Raw genomic sequence first — 21,124 nt, forward strand, 5'->3', positions numbered from 1 at the left:
AGCGATTACAAGCTATTCAATAACCGTTCCAAACTGGCGTCATCCTGGATAAGGACTTCCCTTGCTTTTGAGCCCTCAAAAGAACCTACGATTCCAGCTGCCTCCAACTGGTCTACAATCCTTCCGGCTCGATTATAACCCAGCTTTAACTTTCTTTGAATTAAAGAAGTACTTCCCTGCTGATGCAAAACGATCAGTCGCGCTGCTTCATCAAATAGCGGATCACGATCTGAAAGATCCACGCCGGAAATGGAGCCATCTCCATCTTCTCCGACGAATTCCGGAAGTAAATAAGCATCCGAATAGCCCTTTTGCTCACCTATCCAATCACAAATGGCGTCCACTTCGGGAGTATCCAGGAAGGCACATTGGATTCGGGTCATTTCTGAGCCATGGGAAAGCAGCATGTCTCCCATGCCAATGAGTTGGTCTGCCCCTCCTGCGTCCAGAATGGTTCTGGAGTCGATTTTGGAGGTAACCCGGAAAGAAAGCCGGGCAGGAAAGTTTGCTTTGATGATCCCTGTGATGACGTTCACCGAAGGCCGTTGGGTGGCCACCACCAGGTGAATTCCTATGGCCCGTGCAAGCTGTGCCAAGCGAGCGATCGGAGCTTCGATCTCTTTTCCCGCGGTCATCATCAAGTCCGCCAACTCATCGATCACGAGGACGATGTATGGCATGAAATAGTGTCCTTTTTCAGGATTGAGTTTGCGGGCGATAAACTTGGCGTTGTATTCTTTGAGGTTTCTACAGCCCGCATCTTTGAGTAGATTGTATCGGTTATCCATTTCGATACAAAGCGAATTCAGCGTATAGATAACCTTCTTGGTATCGGTGATAATGGCTTCTTCCGATCCCGGAAGCTTGGCCAAGAAGTGCCGCTCGATCTTGTTAAAGAGCGTTAATTCTACCTTTTTTGGATCTACGAGGACAAACTTCAACTGGGAAGGGTGCTTTTTGTAAATCAAGGAAGCCAAGATCATGTTTAGTCCGACGGACTTACCTTGGCCAGTTGCTCCAGCCATCAGGAGGTGAGGCATCTTAGCCAGATCGGCCACAAATACTTCATTGGAAATGGTTTTGCCCAAAGCAATAGGAAGATCCTTGTCTGAACGCATGAATTTCTCCGTGCCCAATACCGCCCGAGCTGGCACAAGCTCCCGGTTTTTATTGGGAACCTCGATACCAATGGTACCTTTTCCTGGGATAGGGGCGATGATTCGAATCCCCAATGCCGCCAAACTCAAAGCAATATCGTCTTCGAGATTTTTGATTTTTGAGATCTTCACCCCCGGATCGGGGACGATTTCGTACAAAGTCACCGTAGGTCCGATCGTTGCCTGAATTCCCTGAATTCCTATTTGGAAATTTTTGAGTGTGGTGACGATTTTATCCTTGTTTTCCTGCAGTTCCTGCATCGATACGGTCACCTTTTTGATGTCGTATTCATTCAGCAGGTCAAGTGTAGGATATTTATATCGGGGGAGGTCCAGCGTAGGATCGTAGGGATCCAGGTTTTCGACCTCTTCGGCTGTTTTTTCCTCTTCTATTTTATTTACTGAGAAATTGCCTTGTTTCACGGCACTTTTTCCCTCATCCAAAAGATTGACCTGAGGAACTTCAAAAAGATCTTCTTCCTGCTCCTCTGACATTTCTCCTTTGACATCAAAGGCAAGCTCGGGCTTAGATTCGGTTGAGGGATTACTTTTCACTTCCCAAGCGCTTCCGTCATCATCGATTTCTTCTTCCAATTCGTCATTTTCTTCGGAACCGTCATTGATCGAAAAAGGACTGGTTTTGGGTTCTTTTTTCTGTAGAGCAGAACTATCAGCCATCTCCTCATCCTTTGGAGAAAACCAGGTCAATTTCTCCAAACCGAAGAAAAGAACCACGAAAATCAAAAATGCGCCAACAATAATGATGAAGGTTCCCATTCCCAGAAAATCACTGGAAAGCTTGGCCAACTCATACCCAAATCCTCCTGAAAGAAAACTCCAATACGAGTAACCTTCCACCAAAATCACGATGTAGCCCATCAATAATCCGAGCCAAGCTGTGAAAAACAGCGAAAAAACCACATATCGCGTGAGCGGTAGCAGGGAAAACTTAAACGTCCACCTAAACCCAAGCAAAAACAGGAATGGAGGAAGTAAAAATGCGGCAATTCCAAACCAGCGAAAGATGAGCCAGTGCGATGCTTGGGCTCCCAGGTAACCCACCCAATTCCGCGATTCTCTTGCGGCATCCCGAACCGCCTGATCCGGATTGTTCATGACCAAACTTTGGTCGGCAGGACCATTGATCAAGTAGCTGATGAAGGCAATAAATAAAAAGATTGACGCTGAAATTAAAATGATCCCAAGCGTCAGCGGTAATTGCTTAAATTGGATTTTCCCAAAAGAAAACCCCGGCCCTTTTGGTTTGACAGGGCTTTTTTTAGTGTTCTCTGCTTTCTTTCGAAATGTATTTTTAGCGGAAGATTCTGATGCCATTTAAGCTTGAAAGTACAATTTTAATTTTAGCCACGTGGCTATTGAATCGGATCTTACCGGGAAAAATATGCCAGAAGTCCTTTTTTGATATTTTTTATCAATGCGGGTCCCTCATAAATCATGCCTGAGTAGACCTGAATCAGGCTCGCACCTGCCTCTAACTTTTCAATTGCGTCGGCCGCCGAATATATTCCTCCCACGCCGACTATCGGAAACGCTCCTTTTGACTTTTGATGTAGGTATCGGATGACTTCTGTACTTCTCTTTGCAAGAACTTTGCCGCTAACCCCGCCGGCTCCGATTGCCTTCACTTCAGTTGGAGAAGTGCTCAGATTCGAACGGTCGATGGTCGTATTGGTGGCAATGACTCCGTCAATTTCGGTTTCTTGGACGATTTCCACGATGTCATCCAATTGTCCGTCGGTGAGGTCAGGAGCGATTTTTAGCAGGATCGGCTTTGGATTCGGTTTTTTATCGTTAGCAGATTTGACTGCTTGGAGAAGTTGCTTTAGCGGTTCTTTCTCCTGTAAATCACGAAGATTTGGCGTATTTGGAGAGCTGACATTGACTACAAAATAATCCACATAGGGATGAAGTGTCTCCAGACAAAACAGGTAATCGTCCACCGCATTTTCATTGGGAGTGACTTTGTTTTTGCCAATGTTTCCTCCGACGATGACATCGGAATTTCGTTGCTTCAATCGATCCACAGCTGCCAAAACACCCCCATTGTTGAAGCCCATGCGGTTGATCAGTGCTTCATCCTGTGGTAATCTGAAAAGGCGGGGAAGTGGATTTCCTTCTTGCGGTTTAGGTGTCAAAGTACCGATTTCGATGAATCCAAATCCGAGCATTGCCATTTCGTCGATGAGTTTGGCATCCTTATCAAAGCCTGCGGCCAGACCCACCGGATTTTTGAATTTCAATCCAAAAACCTCCCGTTCCAGCTTTGGATCATCCAAGCCAAAGGTGGATTTGACTATAGCGTGAGCAATCGGGAGATTGAAAAAGGTTTTAATAAGCGAAAAAGTGAAGTGGTGCGCTGCCTCCGGATTTTTGAGGAAAAGAAGTGGTTTGAGCAGAGATTTATACACGTAGACTGGAGCAGAATTGAGCACCAAAGTTAGGGATTGCAAGCAGAAAATCAGGCAGAAATATGCCCTGATATTCCAAGATCTAGGAGTTTGCTTCTGAGATTAATCTCAGTCCTTCCAAGGTCAGATTCCGGTCGACTTCGTCAAACGTATTTTCCAAAGTGGTCAATATCGCTGCAAGTCCGCCTGTGGCAATGATGGTGAATTTCAGCTTTGTTTCTTCTTCAATTGCCTCGATCATTCCTTTGACCAAACCGGTATATCCGTACAAAACTCCGGCTTGAATCGCGTGGATCGTGTTTTTCCCAAGTGCAGAATCGGGAAGGCTCAGCTCGACTTCCGGCAGCTTGGAAGTATTGGAAAATAAAGCCTTGATGGCAGTTTGTAGTCCCGGCACGATGTTGACTCCGAGGATTTCTCCTTTTTTATCTACGGCTGTAAAGGTCAGGGCAGTTCCAAAATCCACAATAATGACCGGGCTGCGATGCTTCGAAAAAGCGGCCACAACGTTGCACATCAGATCGCTGCCGATTTCGTTTGGCCGAAGGGATTTGACAGGAAGTTTGGGATAGCTTTTGGGTGAAATCAAGTAGGGTTCAAGACCAAAGAAATTCTTACAAAATTGCGAAATGATGAAGTTTACCTCGGGAACTACCGAACTAAAGCCGATTTTTTCAATCTGCGAAAGCTGAATTCCATGCTCGATAAAATAGAGCGGTACTTTTTTGCTGAGCTGAGAAATCAGCCTCGGAGTCTTAGTTTCGAGTCGGAATTGGTTGGTCCATTTTCCGCTTCTTTGATCAAAAAGTGCAAAAACGACATTCGAGTTGCCGGCATCGATGGCTAAAAACATGCTATTCTCAGGTTTTGACTAATTTAGGCCAACAAAGAAGTAAATACCAAATTCAAATCCCTTTTTCGCTATGTATTCTCTCCGCGAAGGCAAACTAGAAGACCTACCCCGTGTCCTCGAACTGATCAAAGAACTGGCACGCTATGAAAAAGCTCCCGAGCAAGTCACGAATTCCCTTGAGCTGATGAAAGAAGACGGGTTTGGACCAAATCCGGTTTATGGTTTCTATGTCTGCGAGAAAAATGAAACAGATGAAATCATCGGCATCGCCATCTATTATTATCGCTATTCGACTTGGAAGGGGAAAAGACTTTACCTGGAAGATATTGTAGTGACCGAATCTGAGCGTGGAAATGGTGCCGGAAAGCTGCTTTTTGACCGGGTGATGGCCAAATCCCTGGAGACAAACTGTACCGGGATGATGTGGCAGGTCCTGGACTGGAATGAGCCTGCGATCAATTTTTACAAAAAATACGGAGCAACACTGGAGGCAGGCTGGCTAAATGCACACTTGCAGGATTATGAGATTAGGGAGTTGTTGAAAAGTTAATTGGGCGGGAAGACAGTAGACCGAACACGGAAGAAATCTTCGGTCTACTGTCTCCGGTCTTTATTTCGCCTTTAACTCACCCCAATAGAGTGTAAATTCTTCAGCTTCTGTGTTTGGGTCAGGTTTTTTCATCCAATAAATGGTATTTCCATCGACCTTAAAACTGTTGTAATACATTTCAGGAAGCTCAACGGGTACGATTTCTCCGTTTTGACGGCGTAAAACTGTCCTCATCTGGGCTTCTTTTCTAAGTCTTATCTTGGTTTCATCAGAGGACTGTCCCGCGATCACACGTTCTATTGCTGATTTGTCTTGAGGAGTTGGGGAATAGCTGATCAACAAGTCATCTCCATACTTTGAGATATTGATAATGTCAGAAGGATAAGGACGAGTTTGGAAATTTCCGATTTGACCCATGTCTATAGCCCCTACTTCAAAACCTTCAAATACTTGAAAACCTTCCAATGGCAGCGTTTGCTGATCAATCAATTCCGGAGTTTCCCCAGACCAATCGTAGGTATATAAAATCGGCTCACTTTTGAACATGAGATACAGACGCTCTGATGTCTCATCATACTGGAAAATTGGCCTTAAATCCCTGAAATAGTAAACTTTCCCATTAAGAAAAAGAGATCCTTCCGGAAAGGGAATGTGTTCTTTTGTTTCATTCGTTTCCAAATCGGTAACAAGGAGGTTTTTCCTTCGAGCTAAGAATTCCGGATCATATTTTTGGTTGTATTCTTCGATGATATCCAATGAATAAATCAAGTATTCCTTTCCTTCTTTTTGAATCAATTGCTCCGTATCAAATAGTGAGAAGGCAGCCCCAAGGCTCACTTGATTTTGATAGACTCTAAAATCATGGACTACGTCTGAATTTTTCTTCAAAATCTTGATTCCTTCCATGATGTCCAACAGCACAAGGTTTCCTTTTTTATCAAAAGAAATATTGGAGGCAGTCATGGAGAATTTTCCCGGCACATCGCCTTCTTTATTCCATTGGTCCACAAGTTCTCCAGCTTGGTCAAATAGATACACCTTAGAGGAAGCCATATCCCTGAAAAAATATTGGCCTTCGTGAAAGCCTTGGAAAATGAACACACGAGCTATGACATCCTTGACAATGATCGAATCTAGTTTTTCAAAAAAATATGTCTGTGGATTGGAAGGTTCCTGTTTGGTCTTGGTCGAAGAATTGTCGCAGCTCAAGATCAAAAAAGCGGTCAGAAAAATCAAGGGTGGTCTCATTGGTATACAGTTAATAAGACGATTCTATACTAAATCTTAGTTAGAAACAACTGTGCCCGTTTTTTTCTCCAATGCTCTTCAAAGTAAATAGCTAAATTGCGGGCTGTTATGAGAAAGAAGCCATTCACCGTTGTCTATGAGGACAACCACCTCCTGATTGTCAATAAAGCCTCGGGCATCCTGGTTCAAGGGGATAAAACCGGTGATAAAACACTGACTGACTATTGCAAAGAATACATCGCAGAAAAATATAATAAGCCGGGAGAAGTGTTCCTTCACCCTGTTCACCGACTCGATCGTCCGGTAAGTGGGTTGGTGGCTTTTGCCCGTACCTCCAAAGGCCTGGAGCGCATGATGGAGCTTTTTCGCAAGCGGGAGATCCACAAAGTCTACTGGGCGATCGTGAAGCGAAAGCCTCGCGAAGAGATGGGCAAACTGACGCACTACCTGACCAAGGATGAATTCAAAAATGTGGTTACTGCACATGAAAAGGAAGTTCCTGGATCACAAAAAGCCGAGCTGAATTATAAGACCTTGGGCTACATGAATGATCACTGGCTATTGGAAGTTCGTCCGATTTCAGGTCGTCCGCATCAGATTCGAGTGCAGTTGGCTTCTATGGGTTGCCCGATCCGAGGTGATGTGAAATATGGTTTTGCCAAGCCGAATCCCGACGGAAGCATTAACCTGCATGCGTTTCACCTGATCTTTGTACATCCGACCAGAAAGGAAAAACTCTACATGCGAGCAGCACTTCCTGAGTCAGAATTCTGGGAGCAATTCCTTGAATTTGAAGAGCGAAGGGTAAAAGACCAGCATTTGGATAATACGTTTTCGGGGTAATTTGAAAAAGAAATACAGTTGAAATACCTTCGTTTTAAAGGTTGGTATTTGCTTTATCCCAGAAAAATTCCTCAATTATTTCGTCCGCTTTAGCGGATGTATTAGAACTGTATTTCGCGCAGCATATCTCAATTGTAACTCGCGAAGCCTATTTCTAAAATTTATGAAAAACCTTCTCTTTATTTTCAGTTTCATCCTGATTCTGAGTGCTTGCACTTCCAAAAACCAACCCAAAACGATCTACATCGTTCGCCATGCTGAGAAGCAACTCGTGGGCAATGATCCGGATTTACTTTATGCCGGTGGAGTCAGAGCGTTAAAACTTTCGCAGATTTTAGAAGATCAGAATATCAAGCATATTTTTTCCACAGATTACCTCCGAACTCGAAATACAGCACTGCCAACTGCTGAAGCAGTGGGAATACCTATTCAATCTTATGACCCTTCAAATCATGATGCGCTGGTCGAGCAGCTAAAAAGCCTGGAAGGAAATGTTCTTGTGGTTGGACACAGTAATACTGTAAGCCAATTGGCAAATTATTTTATTGGGGAAGCCGAAAAATATAAAGATTTGGACGATCTGGAATATGATTTTATTTATGTAGTCAACTTGGAGGAAAACACTTCTTCTGTTGAGCGAAAAGTTTACAAGGATTTTTAACCCGATTTTTCCTATCCCAATTCATTTCCTTTATCTTGAACTGACAAGTTAAAGGGACCTATGAACCGTGATGAAAACCTAAAACAACTTCAAAACACTGAAAAGATCTGGGACATTGCCGTGATCGGTGGAGGGTCCTCCGGACTGGGAGTTGCGCTGGATGCAGTTTCCAGAGGACTTTCCGTAGCACTTTTTGAAAAGGCTGATTTTGCCAAAGGCACTTCCAGCCGAAGCACAAAACTCCTTCATGGAGGTGTGCGCTACCTTGCTCAAGGCGATGTTTTTTTAGTCCTGGAAGCATTGAGAGAGCGCGGTAGACTGATCAAAAATGCGCCGCATTTGACCCAAAATCAAGCTTTCATCATCCCGGTTTACAATCGTTGGGATAGGATCCAATACAGCGCCGGACTTAAGATGTACGATTACATGTCGGCAAATCTAAGCTTGGGTTCCTCGCGCTATATTTCTAAAGAAGAAACCATCAGACGAATGCCCGGAATCAAATCCGAAGGTCTTTTTGGAGGCATAGTCTACCATGACGGACAGTTTGATGATGCCCGGCTTGCACTTTCCATAGCGCAAACTGCGGATCATGCCGGTGCCTGCATAATCAATTATGCCAAGGTAGTCTCCCTTGAAAAAGATCCCTCCCAAAAGTTGAAAGGCTTGGTAGTTTTGGATTTGATTTCAAAGAAGAAATATTCGGTTAATGCCAAAATGGTCGTGAATGCCACCGGGGTTTTTGCAGATAAAATTCTTCAAATGGACAATCCCGAGGCAGAAAAAACCATCCAGCCCAGTCAGGGAATCCACCTGGTTTTGGATATGGATTTTTTGGGCGGAAAAGATGCCCTGATGATTCCCAAGACCCGTGACGGGAGGGTTTTATTCGCCGTTCCATGGCATGGAAAACTGGTTGTCGGTACTACCGATACCGTTCGGGAAAAAGCTAAACTCGAACCCGAAGCTTTGCAAAAAGAAATTGACTTTGTGTTGGAAACGGCAGCCGGGTACTTGACTCGAAAGCCTACCCGGGCTGATGTCAAGTCTGTTTTTGCGGGACTTAGACCTCTGGCGCGCCCTAAAGAAGGGAGTACCAAAACCAAGGAAATATCCCGTTCGCATAAAGTGATAGTGTCAGAAAGTGGATTGGTGACGCTTACAGGAGGAAAATGGACAACTTTCCGAAAGATGGGTGAGGACACTGTGGCGTATTTTCCAAAGATTACTGGATTGACCATGAATCCATCCCGCTCCAAGGACATCTTGCTACATGGCTTTACCAAGGTGATCCCAAAAGGTCACTGGGCCGTCTATGGATCAAATGCTGCCTTAATTCAGGAATTGGCCAAAGGCAATCCCCAACTGGAAGAGCGGATTCATCCCGATTTTCCAAATATTATGGCAGAAGTGGCATGGGCAGTGCGAAATGAAATGGCACTTAAAATCGAAGATGTGCTTTCCAGACGGATTCGCATGTTGATTTTGGATGCTCAGGCAGCCTTGGATTCAGCCGAAAAAGTGGTCAGGCTGATGGCAACTGAACTTAGAAAGGATGAGACTTGGCAGGAAAAAGAACTTCACGATTTTAGATCAGTCGCGGAAAAGTATTTGATAAAGCCCCAAAATTTCTCAAAAACAGAAGCAGTTGACGATTAACTATTAACCCTTAACCTTTTAACTCTTAACCCTTTCAACCCAAAATGACCCAAAATAAACCTTACCTCATGGCCCTGGACCAAGGAACCACCAGTTCCAGAGCCATTATTTTTGACAAGAAGGGCCAGATTGTCTCCGTTGCCCAAAAAGAATTCAAGCAGCATTTTCCAAATCAAGGCTGGGTCGAGCATGACGCCAATGAGATCTGGACAAGTCAATCTGCCGTGATGATCGAAGCCCTGGTCGACAAGGACATCCGGGCTGATCAGATTGCCGCCATCGGCATCACCAACCAACGTGAAACCACCATCGTCTGGGATCGCAAAACCGGCAAGCCCATCCACAAAGCCATTGTATGGCAGGATCGACGCACAGCGGCTTTTTGCAATGAGCTGAAAGAAAAAGGCCATGCGGAAATGATTGCTGAAAAGACCGGATTGATCATTGATGCTTACTTTTCAGCTACCAAAATCCGATGGATTCTGGAAAATGTAAAAGGAGCCCGGGAACGGGCTGAGGCTGGAGAACTGGCATTTGGTACCGTGGATTCCTGGTTGATTTGGAAGCTGACAGCCGGTAAATCCCATCTGACCGATATCACCAATGCGAGTCGAACGATGCTTTTCAACATTCATTCCCAGCAGTGGGACCAGGAGCTTTTGGATCTATTTACAATACCAAAATCCATGCTGCCCGAAGTCAAAACTTGCAGCGAGGTTTTCTGCCAAACTGCAGGGGACGTGCTGAGTGTCAAAATCCCGATTGCAGGAGTGGCCGGAGACCAGCAGGCCGCACTTTTCGGCCAACTTTGCATCGAGCCAGGCATGGCAAAAACTACTTATGGTACAGGTTGCTTTCTCGTCATGAATACTGGTAAAGAGGCCGTCCGCTCCAAAAATCAATTGTTGACAACCATAGCTTGGAAAATCGGGAATGAAATCAACTATGCATTGGAAGGTTCTGTATTCATTGGAGGAGCTGCAGTTCAGTGGCTTCGGGATGAACTTGAACTTTTCAAAAAAGCTTCCGATACTGAAAAGCTGGCAATGTCTCTGGACGACAATGATGGGGTTTATTTTGTTCCGGCACTTTCAGGTTTGGGGGCTCCGCATTGGGATCAGAATGCGCGGGGGGCATTTTTTGGAATTACCAGAGGAACGACCATTGCGCACATGACCCGGGCAGCTTTGGAAGCGATCGCTTACCAGGTTTATGACGTGCTCAAAGCAATGGAAAAAGACAGCGGCAAACCGACCCAAGCGCTTCGAGTGGATGGAGGCGCGACTGCCAACAATTTCCTGATGCAGTTTCAGGCAGATTTGTTGGGTTGCGAGATCAAAAGACCCCAAGTCATTGAGACCACCGCCATCGGTGCTGCTTTTCTGGCAGGTTTGGCTGTTGGATTTTGGAAAGACCGAGGCGAACTTCAGGCACTATGGGCTGCTGACCGAAGCTTTCAACCGGAAATGGAAAAAGATAAGCAAGAGAAGCTGATTCACTTTTGGCACAAAGCAGTAGAACGATCCAAAAATTGGGTAGAATGAAATCGAGCATGACGAAAACGTCACCCACTGGGATGATTATAACCCATGCGAGATTCGATGTGGCAATTACAAAACAAATCACAAACACATGAATCCATTTGTCGCAGAGTTTATCGGAACCGGAATCCTCCTTCTTATGGGATCAGGAGTTGTTGCGAATGTGCTTTTGCCCCAAACCAAAGGTCATTCCGGTGGATTGATCGCCATCACCACTGCTTGGGCCTTGGGCGTTTTTTGTGGAGTAGTCGTGGCAGGACCCTACAGTGGTGCGCACTTAAACCCAGCCGTGACCATTGGCTTGGGAATAGTGGGGAAGTTTGAATGGGCGTTTGCACCGGGATATATCCTCGCTCAACTTGGAGGTGCCATGTCTGGTTCATTTTTGGTTTGGTTGATGTATCGGGATCACTTTGATTTGGAAAAAGACCCTTTATTAAAGCGTGCTCCGTTCTGTACTGATCCGGCGATCCGAAATTTTAACACAAGTTTGATATCAGAAGTTATCGGGACCTTTGTCCTTATTTTTGTGATTCTTTACATCGCTGGTGCAAAAATAGAAGATCCAACAGGTACACCAATCGGATTGGGTTCAATCGGTGCGCTACCCGTTGCATTGCTGGTTTGGGTCATCGGCTTATCCCTAGGAGGTACCACCGGGTACGCCATTAATCCCGCGCGGGACTTGGGTCCGAGAATCATGCATCAGATTCTTCCGATCAAAGGAAAAGGAAGTTCAGACTGGGGATATTCCTGGGTGCCGATTGTAGGTCCGATTATCGGAAGTGCTCTGGCTGCGATGTTGTATTTGGTAGTGGGAAGTTGATGTAAAAATAGCTTTAAATTAGTGGTATTGGACTGGAAAAAAGGAAAATGGATCTTATCAAATGGATCTTATCAAATGGATAGTGAGCAATTGCTTGGGGGTTTAGAAGAGCTTAAAAAGCAATTGGAGAATGATTCCCTTCCTGTTGAAATAGCTGAATTGTTGGAGCTTTCCAATCAAACCTTGGATGAACATTTGATTCGTCATACCAAAACAAAAATTGTTTTTGGGAAAAAATGAACAGGATCGAGATTTTTTGGGGATCATAATCGCAAATATTCAATTTTTGAAAATTCTCTTTATCCAATTAAAAAGCCCGAAGATTAATTATGGGCTCTCTTGTGTCTTGCCTCTCGCTTCTTGCCTCTCACCCAAACATCTCCTCTATCAAATCGGTGTAAAATTCTTTCACTTCCATCCCGATGGCTCTCACCTGCTGTGAAATTAGACTTGTCTCAGTCTGTCCCGGCACGGTGTTGATTTCGATGAAATAGAATTTGCCGGTTTTGTGGTGTAGAAAGTAATCGATCCGGACGGCACCCTTGCAGTTTAGCTTTTCATAGACTTTAGTCACAATTCTTTGGACTCTTTCTACTTCTTCTTGGGTCATCCGGCCAGGAGTGATTTCCTCACAGACTCCAGGGACATACTTCGCTTCGTAGTCAAAAAATTCCTTACTGCTCACGATTTCTGTTGCCGGCAAAACGGTAATCTGTCCTTTCCCCTTGAATACGCCTATGGAAAATTCCCTTCCTGAGACAAACTCTTCTACCAGAACCTGTTTGTCTTCTGCAAAGGCTTTTTCCAGTGCTTCAGGCAATTCTTCCCAGGTTTTCACCTTGCTCATTCCTATCGAACTTCCGCCATTGTTTGGTTTGATGAAAAGAGGTAATGAAAGTTCTGCCTGAATTTTAGAAACATTCTCTTGCAAATTTTCAAAAAGCTGAATGGACCTAGCCACATTCAACTCCGGAATATCCTGGACAATCGCTTTTGTGTAGCCCTTGTTCATGGTGATAGCCGAAGTTAACTGATCGCAAGTGGTGTAGGGAATTCCCAGCATATCGAAGTAGCCAGCCAGTTTTCCATCCTCCCCTGGAGAACCGTGGAGAATGTTGAACACGCCGTCAAACGTGATTTTTTCGTCGCCCAAGTTGATACTGAAATCATTTAGATCTACGGGGATTTTTTCTCCTCCGACATTCACATAGTGCCAATCGCCCGGATAAATCAGGATTTTGTACACGTCATATTTCTGTCGGTCGATTGTTTTTTCGACTACAGCGGCACTTTTCAAAGAGATGACAGATTCACCGGTAAATCCTCCGGTCACCAAGGCAATTGTTTTCTTCATAGCAGGGGAAAAATTACAATACGAAGTAGCTTATTTTCTGTTTACCCTCCAAAGGTTTCCAAAAAACCCTCCAAGGGTTCGAAATCCTTGGAGGGTTAGTTAGAGGTTTTATATATTCGTTCCGATTTCACACAAGAATTTTACCCCAAATTTCAAGAATATGATTAAAAGTTGGAAAGTGCTGCCTCTGGCCTGGATCACGATGATAGGAATGATACTCAGTGCGCAGGCTCAGGGTCTGAAGAAAGTGACTTTGGAGGATGTCTTCAAAAAAGGCAGGTTCAATCAAAAGTCCGTTTATGGTATCAATTGGATGAAAGACGGGCAGTATTACAGCTCTTTGGTGCAAAGATCAGGCACCTCCACTGTGGTGAAAATCAACCTTGCAACCGGCGAAGAAGCTGGGGTTTTGCTCGATGGAAGAGCATTGGGAGTCAATTTTTCTTCCTATAGTTTCAATGCCGACGAGTCCAAAGCCCTGATCGCAACCGACGTGGAGCCAATTTATCGAAGATCCTCCAAGGGAGTTTTTTATGTGGTAGATATGGCCTCCGGCCAAAAGCAGGAGTTGATGAACGGTGAAAAAATCTCCTATGCCACCCTTTCTCCGGACAATGACAAAGCGGCTTTTGTCAAAGAAAACAACCTGTACCTGGTCGAGTTGGCAACCAATAAGTTAACACAAATTACGACTGACGGAGCGTGGAATAAGGTCATCAACGGTGCTGCAGATTGGGTTTATGAGGAGGAATTTTCCATGGCCCAGGCTTTCAAGTGGTCGCCCGATGGCAAAAAGATCGCATTCCTCCGATTTGATGAAACACAGGTACCTGAATTCAACATGCAGACCTGGGGGCCACTTTATCCCCAGGATTACAAGTTTAAGTATCCTAAAGCAGGAGAGAAAAATGCGCTCGTGAGTATTCATGTGTATGACTTATCCTCCGGGAAAACCCAAAAAATAGATGCTGGCAACGAGACTGATATTTATTTGCCACGAATCTATTGGACCAAAGACGCAAATCAATTAGCCTTTATCCGGATGAATCGTCTGCAAAACCAATTGGACCTTTTCCATGCCGATGCAACTACCGGTGAAAGCAAACTGATCATCTCCGAGACGTCCAAAACCTACGTGGATTTGGATTACAATGATGATTTGCAATACCTCAGCGACGGAAAAACCTTTATCCGAACTTCCGAGCAAGATGGCTTCAAGCACATTTATCATCACAACATGGACGGAAGTCTGATCCGTCAGATTACCTCCGGAAATTGGGAAGTGAGTTCCATGCTGGGGATCGATGAGAGGGCAAAGAAGCTTTATTTCATCTCCACTGAGGCTTCGCCTTTGGAGCGAAATTTCTATGTAATCAATCTGGATGGAAAAGGCAAAAAACTCCTTACTCCGGCCAAAGGGACTCATACGATTAACATGAGTTCGGATTATAAATTCTTTATTGATTACTACTCCACCACGGAAACTCCAGTGAAAGTGACTTTGAATGATGCAGCCGGAAAGGAGATCAAAGTTTTGGAAGACAATCAAATATTGAGAGAGCAGTTGGCAGGTTTTGCTTTGGGTAAAAAGGAATTTTTCAGCTTTCCGACTGTGGATGGAACAGAGCTAAACGGCTACATCCTCAAGCCGGCCGACTTTGACCCAACCAAGAAATATCCCGTGCTGATGTACGTCTATGGAGGTCCGGGCTCACAAAATGTGCTGAATTCCTGGGGAGGAGCCCGGGACTTTTGGCATCAGCAACTGGCCGCTGAGGGGATTATTGTGGCCTGTGTGGACAACCGGGGAACCGGTGGCAAAGGCAGGGATTTCAAGCATTCCACGTATGCGAACCTTGGCAAATTGGAAACTATCGATCAGATCGAGGGAGCCAAGTATTTTGCCAAAATGCCTTTTGTGGATGCGTCTAGAATCGGAATTTGGGGCTGGTCGTACGGTGGCTACATGTCATCCCTTGCTCTGATGAAAGGGAATGAGGTATTCAAAACTGCCATTGCTGTTGCACCTGTGACTACCTGGAGGTATTATGATACGATCTACACCGAGCGATACCTGCAGACTCCGCAGCTAAATGCGTCTGGTTATGACGACAATAGCCCTATCACACACGTGAATATGCTTAAAGGCAATTTCCTGCTTATTCACGGAACAGGCGATGACAACGTCCATTTCCAGAATTCTGTCGATTTGGTCAATGCGCTGATTGCTGCGGATAAACAGTTTGAGACATTTTATTATCCAAATCGAAACCATGGGATATCCGGTGGAAATACCACTTGGCATCTGTATACCATGATGACGGATTTTCTGAAGCGGAAGCTGTAAAAACTAAAGTTGACCAAATGAAAAACCGCAGGATGAAAATTCTGCGGTTTTTTGTCAACAATAAACTTGGGAGGTTATTTTAGTCAGGTATCCATTGGATTTATGATTTTCAATTCCTCTACTTTACTAAAATCTTTTATTTTTTAGAATGACTGTTCTAAAAGGGACTGAATCTTGATTTTAGAATCCTAAAATGCAGGTAAGTTTCATCGGTAAAACCTTCCTTCACTGGTTTTCATAAGATTGAGAGATTGTCCACACCCCATTCTCTACAATTCTTATATTATCTAAACCTTCAAGCGGTGGATGTTCTTGGGGAGGAACCACTACTTAACAGAGTTTTTCAAGCGATAGTCAAAAATATACCAAGCTAAAGTTCCCAAAAGAACTAGAATTGAACTCACTATGATCAGAGAGGAAATTGGAAGTGCATAGCGAGCGATCATGAAGTAATACATATAACCTACTATGAACAGAGTCAATGCCCAATTAAGATATTTCCAAATCCCCAACACCTTCATGCCTTTTTCGACTACCTGCTTAGCCTGACGTTTGAGTGCGATCCAGATGCCCGAGAGGATCAGACCACAAATGGCCAACCCACCCACAAACCAAATGATTTTGGTGGTCAGGCCGCCCCAGTTTCCAAAGTGGAGTGGATCGGCAATATCGTTCAGATACATCGTAGTAGGGATTTCCTCCGCCTTTTGGACTCCCACTACTTCATGAGTTACCGGGTCTATATAGACCCTGTTGGATCTTTTTCTGACTAAGGGTACCTCACTTTTTCCTCTGAAATAAATCGGATTAGTGAGGCTACCTCCAGGTACAATTCCTCCTATTCTCAATCCCGGGATTTCCTTTTTCGCTAAATCCGCCGCTTGATCATAGTCAAGTTGGTAGGAAATTGAAATAGAACGGTCAAATGTGTGTTCTTTTTCCTTGAGCTTTGGAGCTGAAGGATTCGAGATATCCGATACTTTGGCGATGTTGGTTCGCTCGATAAAGTACCAGATTCCTGTAATAGAAATCAGAAGGGCAAACGGAACAGTCCATAACCCAACCACTCGGTGTAAACTTCTAAATAAGACCAAAGGACCTTTTTCAGATTTTAATTCAAAAAGCTTATTCCACCATTTTTTGTAAAAAAACAGGGGGGTAACCATTGATACAAGCAGGAAGAAGGCAAAAACCAGTACGATGAAATAGCCGATCTGATTGAATGGCATAAATAGGTAATAGTGAAAGTCCCTGAAAAAACGCTGAAAAGTGACCGTGGTGCTTCCGGTCACTTGGCCTTTGAGCGGGTCTACAAATACATAATACCGCTGATCTCCGTCTTCCACATAAACAATATCATTAAGATAAGGAGCGTCTTCCATCAACCAATAGGTGAGCTCTCCATTTGGGTAGGCATTTTGGACAGCCCGGGCTAGCTCGTTGTAGGATTTTCGCTCGCCTTCACCGGAGGCACGGAGACCAGGATAATAAAGCCAATCCATCTCATTGCTCAGTGTGGCCAGGGTACCTGAAAAGCATACTATGAAAAACAGAATGCTTAACTTGATCCCTATCCAGCTGTGGACCTGAAATAGTATCTTTTTACTCAGTTTCACAGGTTTTGGACTTGTTTAGAAGGTGTACGATACAGTGGTCATGATATTTCGGGGAGTACCGGGGAAGGCTCTGATCACGTCATATCCTCCTACCCAGTGGATGTCATTCATCAGGTTATTGACATTGACTTGAAACTGAACCTTATCCAACTTGTAATACAGCGCTGCATCCACAATGCCATAGGAAGGAAATATATCCGGCTGATCCGCTGTAACAATCGATCCCAATCGATCAGATACATAGTTATAACCAAAGCCTATTCCCAGGCCTTTGAAAGAACCTTGTTCAAAAATGTACTTGGACCAAAGGTTAGCGGTATTTTTAGGGGCATTTGGCTTTTGTCTTCCAATTACAGCCTCATCGTCTGCCTGTGTGATGGTTGCATCATTGAAGGCATATCCTGCGACAATTGACCAATTGGGTAAAATATTACCGGTGACATTCACTTCTACCCCCTTGGACAATTCTTCTCCCAGTTGAACCAGTCGCTCGGGGTTATTGGGGTCGTTGGCATTGTATAATCCCCCTCTTTCTTTGATTTGGTAAAGGGATAACGTAGCACTCAGTCTTTTTTGAAACCATTCGGTCTTGGTGCCAATTTCAACCATCTCACTGGTCAGCGGGTCAAAAGGTCCGCCTGCATCAGGATTGATGACAGAAGCACCGTCCTGAGGCTGGTATCCCTGTACCCAAGTGCCGTAGAGGTTGATATTAGGGTTAACTGTGTATACTAAGCCTACTCTTGGGAGGAGAGCCTGTTGTTCGATTTGTTCCTCGCCGGGACTGTTGAAGTTCAGATAGTCCTTAAAATATTCCTGCCTGAGGCCTAGTAGGACTTTCAAAGCACCGATTTCCGATTGATTTTGAATATATATTCCGTGGGACTGCTGAAGGTATTGATTGTAGGTGACCCGGGTGTAGAGGTACTTACTCATGTCCTGTAGCCCGTTGGCAATGGGGGAGGTGAGGTCGAAATGTGCCACGTTGGTCACCGGATTTCCGTTTGAATCGAGAACATAGTTTCCTGCATTTCTGGGGTTGAAAGCGTTTGCTGTTCCTCCATTGGCAAGTAAGTAGGTTCTTGCCTCAAGCTGGGATCCCCCAGGAAGTTGCTCCTGTCGGAAATAGTCGTATCCCAATAGCAGGGTGTTTTTAACCTTTCCAATCGAGTAATCAGCATTGAGGTAATTATTGAATGAGTTATTGTTCCAGGATCGTTTTCTGTAAAAAACCCGCATAGCAACCTTGGTATTGTCAAAGCTTCCATCGCCTAAAGCTGCAAATTTGTTGGAAGTACGGTGTTCCAATAGGTCCTCGGTATAACTGGAGAGTTGGTAAGTACTGTTAAAGCTGACACGATCCGAAAAGTTGTGACGCAGGGAAACCGTAGAGTTGATGGTGGCTTCATTCAAATAATCATTGACGGCACTCAATGACTTGGTAATCGGGGTGGAGAAGAGATCTCTGTTTCCAAATGCCGCTTGACCCCGGTCCAGTCTGCCCTTGGAGTCCTGATAGACAATATCAAAGTTGAGGCTGGTATTGTCCGTAGGCAAAAAAGCAAAAGATGGTGCGATGACGAGGTTGCGGCTAAACTGTAAGTCCCTGAACCCATCCGAATTTTCAAAGCCAAGATTGAGGCGGTAAAGGAGTTTTTTATCCTCGGTCATAGTTCCGGTGAAATCCGCTAGGGTCCGTAGGGTATTGAAACTTCCTACTGTAGTAGAAATCGATTTTCTGGATTCTTCCAATGGTTTTTTGGTCACTCGGTTGATTGAGCCACCCGGTGAGGCATTGCCAAAAAGTGCCGAAGCTGGACCTTTGATTACTTCCACTCGCTCAATATGAGGGATCAGTTGAGGTTTCCAAAAGCTGGTAAATGTTCTCATCCCATTGAGTAAGGTGCCGGAGTTGCCTTGTCCCTGAACCCGAAATCCACGGATGGAAATGTCATTGTAAAAACTATATTGGTTCACTCCCGCTACGTTTTTGACAACATCGTTGACCGTGAATGCCACTTGATCCAGCATTAGCTCCTTGGTCACAAAATTGATTGAGGCCGGCACGTCTTTGATCAGTGAAGCGGTTTTGGTTGCCGAAAAAGTTTCCTTGTTGTCATAGCCTATTTCTCTTCTCCCGGTAATTTCTACCGTCTGTAGTCCAAGTAGATTTTCCGAGAGGACGAAGTTTATTTCAGAAACCTGTCCCGGGATAATTGTAATCTCTTTGCTTACAGTATTAAAACCAATGAAAGATGCGGTAATCGTATAAGTTCCTGCTTTGATATCCTGGATGGTATAATTCCCTGACTGATTTGAAATGGCACCCAGATTGGTTCCTCGTACACTGATGTTCACAAACTCAAGCGGCGTGCCATTGCTACTGGACACCTTACCCATTATCCTTTCTCCCTGGGCAAAAATTGAATTCCCCGCGAGCATCATAGCGATGAAAAGGACTGTCTTTAAACCTATATTCATAAGAGTTTATTTAGATTGATTATAAACAGCGGCAAATATAAAGCGCAGTAATCTCATGATCCAAATCTTATTTAGATTATTTCTAATTAGTAGAAAAATGAGCTAAAAATTTCTTAGGGTAATTCTATAGCTTTTTTTCAGTTTCAACTGATTCCCCCGCCCATCCCCCACCTTTTTTTCTCTTTTACCCCAAAAAATACCCAGTACTGGAGGACCGGGCGTAAAAAAATGATCCCTTAGGATCATTTTAGCGAGGAGCCAGCTTACAGAGCCTGTCCCGAACGCGCAGCGATTCGGGAGAGCCAGCTTGCAGCGTTGTTTAGTTCCAGATTTTTCCCTTTCTTGAGCAACCAACTCAATACCAACAAATTGCTTATAATTAACCAACCAAATGATTCCAGTATTTCGGCAATTTCTTGATTTTCCTTTTCTTCAAAATGTTACGGTTTATGACTGGGGCAGCCCGGAATGGACCAGCATATTCAATTTATCACTGCTTGATCGCCTTGTCTTCGAGGAGAAAAAGGGATGAGGTAGACCAATGCAGGGTCTCGCTATTCCCGAAATCGAAATGTATCGTCAGGAAGTAGCTATTGCTGGCAGCAATTGGGATAGGTGGATAGGCCAATTATAAATTGGTTTGGATATTTGAGTGAAGTTACAAACTTCACTCAGTCCCAACGATAATTTGACTACTCCCAGAGGGGGCAGGAGGTAATCATTTACTTAGTCAATTTCAGCAACTACCCAGTTTCCAGGTAATTCAGCCGGTAAGTGCTTGGCATACATAATGGTTTTGTTAAAAGGATTGACAAACTGAACTCCTATAATCCAGTTAAAAATCCAAATGTTGTCAATAGTAAACATAAATATTTTCTAAATTTCAGAATGAATTCAAAAGAACAATTCGGCAATAAACTGACGGAACTCCGAAAAGGAAGAAATTTGACACAAGTTCAGCTTGCAGAGCGATCTGGGCTTGACAGACCTTATATATCCGGAATAGAGCAGGGAAAGCGTAACGTTTCCCTGGAAGTTATCGCCAAACTGGCTCAAGCATTGGAAATTGAGATCAAAACCTTCTTTGAAGAATAAGCCCTACATACTGCCCAAAGTAGCCGTTGCCCAGTTCTGCGAGGAAAACGGTTTCTATACAACTGAACAGCGCTCCTACAACATGTCCCGGATCCGCTCCAAGGGAACCAAACCCGAGCTGCTACTCAAGAAAGCACTCTGGCAGGTAGGTGTCCGATATAAAACACCCAAGAAACCACTTCCCGGCAAACCGGATATCAGTTTGAAAAAATATAAGCTTGTCATTTTTGTAGATGGTGCTTTCTGGCATGGCTACGATTGGGTAAACCGCAAAAACGCAATTAAATCCAACCGGGAATTCTGGATCGCCAAGATCGAGCGCAATATGCAACGTGATCAGGAAGTTAATGCAATCTATCAGGCCAAAGGCTGGAGAGTATTGAGATTCTGGGATTTTGAGGTGAAAGGGGAGTTGGGTATTTGTCTGAGGAAGGTGCTTTCAATTCTGAATTAGGACAGAAACA

At 44.3% G+C, this 21,124-nt stretch carries 17 protein-coding genes; 10 read left to right on the top strand and 7 right to left on the bottom strand.

The annotated features are described in order from the left end of the window. Positions 1-5: 5 nt before the first annotated feature. The 3 genes from C4S61_RS13400 to C4S61_RS13410 all read right to left on the bottom strand — a co-directional run bounded on the left by C4S61_RS13400 (position 6) and on the right by C4S61_RS13410 (position 4,439). Positions 6-2,492, bottom strand: a complete 2,487-nt coding sequence (locus tag C4S61_RS13400; RefSeq protein WP_103925318.1) for an FtsK/SpoIIIE family DNA translocase — start codon at positions 2,490-2,492, stop codon at positions 6-8. A 53-nt stretch (positions 2,493-2,545) separates the two neighbouring features. After that, positions 2,546-3,586: a quinone-dependent dihydroorotate dehydrogenase gene (locus tag C4S61_RS13405; protein ID WP_103925319.1), complete on the bottom strand. Its 1,041-nt coding sequence runs from the start codon at positions 3,584-3,586 to the stop codon at positions 2,546-2,548. 82 nt (positions 3,587-3,668) lie between these two features. Beyond that, on the bottom strand, positions 3,669-4,439 hold the full coding sequence (locus C4S61_RS13410; RefSeq protein ID WP_103925320.1) for a type III pantothenate kinase: 771 nt from the start codon (positions 4,437-4,439) through the stop codon (positions 3,669-3,671). A 70-nt stretch (positions 4,440-4,509) separates the two neighbouring features. Between C4S61_RS13410 and C4S61_RS13415 the strand changes: the two genes are divergently transcribed. Then, positions 4,510-4,989: a GNAT family N-acetyltransferase gene (locus C4S61_RS13415; protein ID WP_103925321.1), complete on the top strand. Its 480-nt coding sequence runs from the start codon at positions 4,510-4,512 to the stop codon at positions 4,987-4,989. A 60-nt stretch (positions 4,990-5,049) separates the two neighbouring features. Here C4S61_RS13415 and C4S61_RS13420 read toward each other — a convergent pair whose 3' ends face one another. Beyond that, the gene (locus C4S61_RS13420) at positions 5,050-6,237 is read right to left on the bottom strand and encodes a hypothetical protein (protein ID WP_103925322.1); all 1,188 of its coding nucleotides are present in this window, start codon (positions 6,235-6,237) and stop codon (positions 5,050-5,052) included. 108 nt (positions 6,238-6,345) lie between these two features. Between C4S61_RS13420 and C4S61_RS13425 the strand changes: the two genes are divergently transcribed. The 6 genes from C4S61_RS13425 to C4S61_RS21870 all read left to right on the top strand — a co-directional run bounded on the left by C4S61_RS13425 (position 6,346) and on the right by C4S61_RS21870 (position 12,007). After that, positions 6,346-7,080: an RluA family pseudouridine synthase gene (locus tag C4S61_RS13425; RefSeq protein ID WP_103925323.1), complete on the top strand. Its 735-nt coding sequence runs from the start codon at positions 6,346-6,348 to the stop codon at positions 7,078-7,080. A gap of 163 nt (positions 7,081-7,243) precedes the next feature. Then, a complete protein-coding gene (locus tag C4S61_RS13430) occupies positions 7,244-7,741 on the top strand; it encodes a SixA phosphatase family protein (RefSeq protein WP_103925324.1) in 498 nt (165 codons plus the stop codon). 60 nt (positions 7,742-7,801) lie between these two features. Next, on the top strand, positions 7,802-9,400 hold the full coding sequence (locus tag C4S61_RS13435; protein ID WP_103925325.1) for a glycerol-3-phosphate dehydrogenase/oxidase: 1,599 nt from the start codon (positions 7,802-7,804) through the stop codon (positions 9,398-9,400). Between the two features lie 44 nt (positions 9,401-9,444). Beyond that, positions 9,445-10,944, top strand: coding sequence for a glycerol kinase GlpK (glpK, locus tag C4S61_RS13440; protein WP_103925326.1), 1,500 nt, complete (start codon positions 9,445-9,447; stop codon positions 10,942-10,944). Positions 10,945-11,032: 88 nt separating this feature from the next. Continuing rightward, a complete protein-coding gene (locus C4S61_RS13445; RefSeq protein ID WP_103925327.1) occupies positions 11,033-11,767 on the top strand; it encodes an MIP/aquaporin family protein in 735 nt (244 codons plus the stop codon). A 27-nt stretch (positions 11,768-11,794) separates the two neighbouring features. Next, positions 11,795-12,007, top strand: coding sequence for a hypothetical protein (locus C4S61_RS21870; RefSeq protein WP_160111249.1), 213 nt, complete (start codon positions 11,795-11,797; stop codon positions 12,005-12,007). A gap of 127 nt (positions 12,008-12,134) precedes the next feature. Here the strand turns inward: C4S61_RS21870 and C4S61_RS13455 are convergent, their stop codons facing one another. Beyond that, positions 12,135-13,121 (bottom strand): D-alanine--D-alanine ligase, encoded by a 987-nt coding sequence (locus C4S61_RS13455; RefSeq protein ID WP_103925329.1) that lies wholly within the window; start codon positions 13,119-13,121, stop codon positions 12,135-12,137. 202 nt (positions 13,122-13,323) lie between these two features. On the opposite strand from C4S61_RS13455, the gene C4S61_RS13460 reads away from it, so the two are divergent. Next, positions 13,324-15,468 (top strand): S9 family peptidase, encoded by a 2,145-nt coding sequence (locus C4S61_RS13460; protein ID WP_103925363.1) that lies wholly within the window; start codon positions 13,324-13,326, stop codon positions 15,466-15,468. A gap of 326 nt (positions 15,469-15,794) precedes the next feature. Here C4S61_RS13460 and C4S61_RS13465 read toward each other — a convergent pair whose 3' ends face one another. Both C4S61_RS13465 and C4S61_RS13470 read right to left on the bottom strand, forming a co-directional pair. After that, positions 15,795-17,084, bottom strand: coding sequence for a PepSY-associated TM helix domain-containing protein (locus C4S61_RS13465; RefSeq protein WP_103925330.1), 1,290 nt, complete (start codon positions 17,082-17,084; stop codon positions 15,795-15,797). Between the two features lie 15 nt (positions 17,085-17,099). Continuing rightward, entirely contained in the window at positions 17,100-19,565 is a 2,466-nt protein-coding gene (locus C4S61_RS13470; RefSeq protein WP_235009983.1) for a TonB-dependent receptor, read from the bottom strand. Positions 19,566-20,453: 888 nt separating this feature from the next. On the opposite strand from C4S61_RS13470, the gene C4S61_RS13480 reads away from it, so the two are divergent. Together C4S61_RS13480 and C4S61_RS13485 are read left to right on the top strand one after the other, a co-directional pair. Then, complete coding sequence (locus C4S61_RS13480) at positions 20,454-20,660, top strand: helix-turn-helix domain-containing protein (RefSeq protein WP_103925332.1); 207 nt, start codon at positions 20,454-20,456, stop codon at positions 20,658-20,660. Next, positions 20,650-21,114 (top strand): very short patch repair endonuclease, encoded by a 465-nt coding sequence (locus tag C4S61_RS13485; RefSeq protein ID WP_235009985.1) that lies wholly within the window; start codon positions 20,650-20,652, stop codon positions 21,112-21,114. Before C4S61_RS13480 ends, C4S61_RS13485 begins: the two co-directional genes overlap by 11 nt. The last annotated feature ends 10 nt before the right edge of the window (positions 21,115-21,124 follow it).

The organism is Algoriphagus boritolerans DSM 17298 = JCM 18970 (genome assembly GCF_900108085.1).
Lineage (GTDB): Bacteria > Bacteroidota > Bacteroidia > Cytophagales > Cyclobacteriaceae > Algoriphagus > Algoriphagus boritolerans.

Excerpts from the sequence above, each read along its gene's own strand:
- C4S61_RS13400 (WP_103925318.1), bottom strand. The coding sequence starts at position 2,492 with ATGGCATCAGAATCTTCCGCTAAAAATACATTTCGAAAGAAAGCAGAG.
- C4S61_RS13410 (WP_103925320.1), bottom strand. The coding sequence starts at position 4,439 with ATGTTTTTAGCCATCGATGCCGGCAACTCGAATGTCGTTTTTGCACTT.
- C4S61_RS13415 (WP_103925321.1), top strand. The coding sequence starts at position 4,510 with ATGTATTCTCTCCGCGAAGGCAAACTAGAAGACCTACCCCGTGTCCTC.
- C4S61_RS13420 (WP_103925322.1), bottom strand. The coding sequence starts at position 6,237 with ATGAGACCACCCTTGATTTTTCTGACCGCTTTTTTGATCTTGAGCTGC.
- C4S61_RS13425 (WP_103925323.1), top strand. The coding sequence starts at position 6,346 with ATGAGAAAGAAGCCATTCACCGTTGTCTATGAGGACAACCACCTCCTG.
- C4S61_RS13430 (WP_103925324.1), top strand. The coding sequence starts at position 7,244 with ATGAAAAACCTTCTCTTTATTTTCAGTTTCATCCTGATTCTGAGTGCT.
- C4S61_RS13435 (WP_103925325.1), top strand. The coding sequence starts at position 7,802 with ATGAACCGTGATGAAAACCTAAAACAACTTCAAAACACTGAAAAGATC.
- glpK (WP_103925326.1), top strand. The coding sequence starts at position 9,445 with ATGACCCAAAATAAACCTTACCTCATGGCCCTGGACCAAGGAACCACC.
- C4S61_RS13445 (WP_103925327.1), top strand. The coding sequence starts at position 11,033 with ATGAATCCATTTGTCGCAGAGTTTATCGGAACCGGAATCCTCCTTCTT.
- C4S61_RS13455 (WP_103925329.1), bottom strand. The coding sequence starts at position 13,121 with ATGAAGAAAACAATTGCCTTGGTGACCGGAGGATTTACCGGTGAATCT.
- C4S61_RS13460 (WP_103925363.1), top strand. The coding sequence starts at position 13,324 with ATGATAGGAATGATACTCAGTGCGCAGGCTCAGGGTCTGAAGAAAGTG.
- C4S61_RS13470 (WP_235009983.1), bottom strand. The coding sequence starts at position 19,565 with ATGAATATAGGTTTAAAGACAGTCCTTTTCATCGCTATGATGCTCGCG.
- C4S61_RS13480 (WP_103925332.1), top strand. The coding sequence starts at position 20,454 with ATGAATTCAAAAGAACAATTCGGCAATAAACTGACGGAACTCCGAAAA.